General features: G+C 33.9%; 3 protein-coding genes. 1 reads left to right on the forward strand and 2 read right to left on the reverse strand.

The features are described 5' to 3' along the window. Positions 1–245: 245 nt before the first annotated feature. Both ACWVCY_RS13620 and ACWVCY_RS13625 read right to left on the reverse strand, forming a co-directional pair. Complete coding sequence (locus ACWVCY_RS13620) at positions 246–836, reverse strand: O-methyltransferase (RefSeq protein WP_455143466.1); 591 nt, start codon at positions 834–836, stop codon at positions 246–248. A 71-nt stretch (positions 837–907) separates the two neighbouring features. Beyond that, complete coding sequence (locus tag ACWVCY_RS13625) at positions 908–2,404, reverse strand: amidohydrolase (RefSeq protein WP_455143467.1); 1,497 nt, start codon at positions 2,402–2,404, stop codon at positions 908–910. 119 nt (positions 2,405–2,523) lie between these two features. Between ACWVCY_RS13625 and ACWVCY_RS13630 the strand changes: the two genes are divergently transcribed. Further along, positions 2,524–3,694 (forward strand): hypothetical protein (locus tag ACWVCY_RS13630; protein WP_455143469.1); only part of this gene is annotated, 1,171 nt, incomplete at its 3' end.

Raw genomic sequence — 3,694 nt, forward strand, 5'->3', positions numbered from 1 at the left:
CTCTAATTGATATTTATCGTGCAAAAGGATATAAAAAGCTTGTAACTGATATCCAAGGCGATAATACGCCTTCCCTGAACCTATTTAAGAATAAATTAAGATTTAAGGAGAAAGAGTCAATTATTTTTCTAGAATCGGAAATATAACTTCTCTCTCCTAAAGCTATTTCTTTTTACGATTCAAAATCATAATTACCCTAGATTTGGTCTATCTTAGTCTTTTTTATTTTTTTGAGAATTAATAATTCATTGTTTTCTACAAAACAGTAAACCACTTCCTATTGGAACGATCAGAGAATCTATACGCTTATCCGTCATAGCTTGGTCTAACATTGGTTTTAAATCCTCTTTATGGCTGATAGCGTTATCAGCGATAAGAAATGCACCTTTTACCATTTTTGGAATGATTAAATCATAAGATGCCTTATAATATTCTTTCTCTGCATCTAAAAAGCAGAATGCAATTTCTTCAGTTTTTTCCAAATAGTCTCGTGCATCCCCAAAAATTAATTCAACATATGGTTCTACTTGAGCTACTCTGAATGTTTCTTTTGCTAATTGTACCTTTTCTTTAAGGACTTCAAATGTCTTGATTTTTCTTTCTGTTTTCATACAAGAAAGAATTATCCATAAAGTTGAATACCCACCACTTGTACCTATTTCAATAAACTGTCCTTTGGGCGCATTTGATGCAATAAGAGCAAGAAATTTTCCAGTTTCAGGGGGTACTTGTCGTAACCGTTGTAGTAAAGGAGTTCCATCTTTACGATCTGCAGCATCTAAGGTTCTTAGGTAATTCATTCTTTCTTGTATACTATTCGGAATATCATGAAACATATAAATGAACACCAAAAAGAAATTTTTGTTGTCTTCAATATTACTATTCTTGAAATTAAAATAATTCTGTATTATTTATTCCTAGTCCGTATTATGCCAATTAATAAAACACCAAGAATTATAAATGGTAAAAAAGGAGCTGATGTCGTTAAGGGAGGAATTGTAGTGGAAGTTGATCCTAATGTCCCTGTTGTTGTGCTAATCATCGATGTGCTAGAAAAGCTAGAAGTGGTGTCTGGACTATCTGGTTTAATATACTCAAATTCCCCATTAATCATAGTCATTAAGACTTCAATATTTTTTAGATTTGTCTCTGGAATCGTGAGTGGATTATCTGAAAGCACTACTAAATCTGCTAATTTGCCAAATTTAATACTTCCTTTGATATTTTCCTGGAATGTGCCATAAGCTCCATCGGTTGTTAATGTTCGTAATGCTTGTTCAGGGGTGATCGTTTGGTTGAGCATAAAATCGGTTGGTGTGTCACCTAAGGTTCCTATCCGTGTAACAGCTGTAGCGATAACGCCAAGGGGTGTTCTAATATCCCCTAGAACATAGGGATAATCAGTACTACCCAAAAGATGAACACCAGCATCAAGGAGATCCTGCCATCTACCAGTTATTTCAGCCCATTCTCGGCCGATTAAGGGTTCAATATGATCATTCCAATCCGAATTGAACCAAGGAAGTTGAATACAACCTAATATATTCAATTCAGCTAAACGAAAAATTTGATCATTTCGGAGGAGAACTAAATGTTCGATACGATGGCGTAAGTTGTTAGGTTCATTACCTATCACCGATTCATATGCATTGAGTACAATATCAGTCGCATTGGGGGTCACACTATGAGTAGCGATTTGAAAACCCCAAGAATGAGCCTCTTGAACGAGCTGATTCATTTCAGTTTGATTAATATAATTAATTGGATCTAGATACCACCCATCTGCAAATAATTTAACCCCTGCGATCCGTAATTGGGGACTATATTCATATCCAGGTGTATAGGCCTGATACCAGTCCCCAAACCGATTAAATCCATACCCCAGAGGGAGATAACAATTAACGCGTATCTTCAATAAATTAGCTTCATCGACAGCTTGTAATTCATTTAATCGATCTTGATTCACAAATAATTCTGAAATGCTGGTCCAGCCATAGGAAATTAAAGAATCAATAACATCAGTAAGTTCAGTCATATTTGTTAATCCACGATCACCAATCCAGTGTGAGTGGGAATCAATAAAACCTGGAACTAAAGTTGCTCCTTGCATATTGATAAATTGGGTAGTGGAATCAGCAAACCGAAAAGTTTCACTCTCATTTCCAACAGCACTAATGATATCACCTAAAACAGCCACTGATTCCGTTATAAGTTGAGTTTCTTCCATTGTAATTATCGTCCCGTTATAAAAAATATAATCAGGAGTCGGATCTTGTAATGGAATTTTTTCCTCAAAACTTAGGGAGGGTAAAAGGATGATGAAGCCTTGGAAGATGAAAATAAAGAGTAATAACTGGGTTTTTGTAAAGAACATAATGCTGATTTTATCTATTTTAGGATTCAAAAATTTACCTAGAAATGATTCTAGGGGTTCATTTGAAAAATGCTTCCAACTAATAAAAATATATAAAAATAACTCATGATTTAAGAATTTTAATTATCATTGTTACAGAGAAATATTAGATGAGGGAACCAGATAGAAGTAATAAACGATTTTTGGATAGTATTCTTAATTTATTACCAAATTTTGTTCAGAAATATCCAAAAGATGATCAAATTCTATTAAACGATTTTATTGCAGTTCTTTCATTCTATGAAGTAGATACAAAACTTCAACGAGAAAATCTTATTCAGAAGATCAATGATTTTAGTAAAAATTATCGTTACACTGAATTATATCGCAGCACACCTTTTCTTTGGTTCGCAGTTGGATATTTTGAAACATCAGGTCAGCTATTGGAAGAGGAGAAGTTCTATGCCTCACGATTTTACCAATACTTAGTTAGTTCTCTTCGATCTACAGGAAATGAAAAGGGAGGATTTGACTTACTCCGACAGATTACTCCACTTACAGATGGTTCTTGGGAAGAATTGCAACGAAAATCCATTAAAATTATTATTCCACTAGATAGTGATCAATTAGCGGTACTTAAAGCAGTTTATAATGGGTGCAAGTATTTAGGAATAAATCTACTCTATCAAAATCGGTTAGGAAAGCTCATTGCAAGCCAAATCAAAGGTTATTCCAGAAGAACAGATCAACGTCGGTTTTTTAAACCATTAACCTCTCTTTGGCTTCTCCAATACCATCTACCTGCATTTGGGTTGGAAAGAATAAATTTTCAAATGAAGCTCGAGAATGGAGTGTCACTGAATCAAATAATTAACTTTAAGGATCCTAAAAGTACCCTTCTCCAAATGAGTAGAATATATCGTTCCCGAACAAACTCAAAGGATTATTTTGGGACCTTAATAACGATGAAAGAGGAGGTAAATGAACTAAAGGATTTTCTTTTAGATAAATACAATTTAAATTTAATAGAATTTAATCCCATAAAGCAAGTTTTCTGGAGTGCCTCTTTAAGTGAATATGAAATAAATAAAGGATGGAAAACGTTAACAGAGACCGAAGAAATTCTTATCATGAAACGTCTATCCACCTCTAACCCCCGAAAAAGACGAAAACACTCCACAGCATTTCTATCAACATTTTTTAACATAAATGCACAACTAGACCATTTGAAAACTTTTACAGATTATATAAAAGTATTTTGTACATATTTTGGCCCCTATGAGTACGATACCTTACCCCTTGAGTCTAGTATTCACAAGGAAGAGCTAGAAATACTCAAAG

The sequence above is a fragment of the Candidatus Hodarchaeum mangrovi genome, from assembly GCF_975850365.1.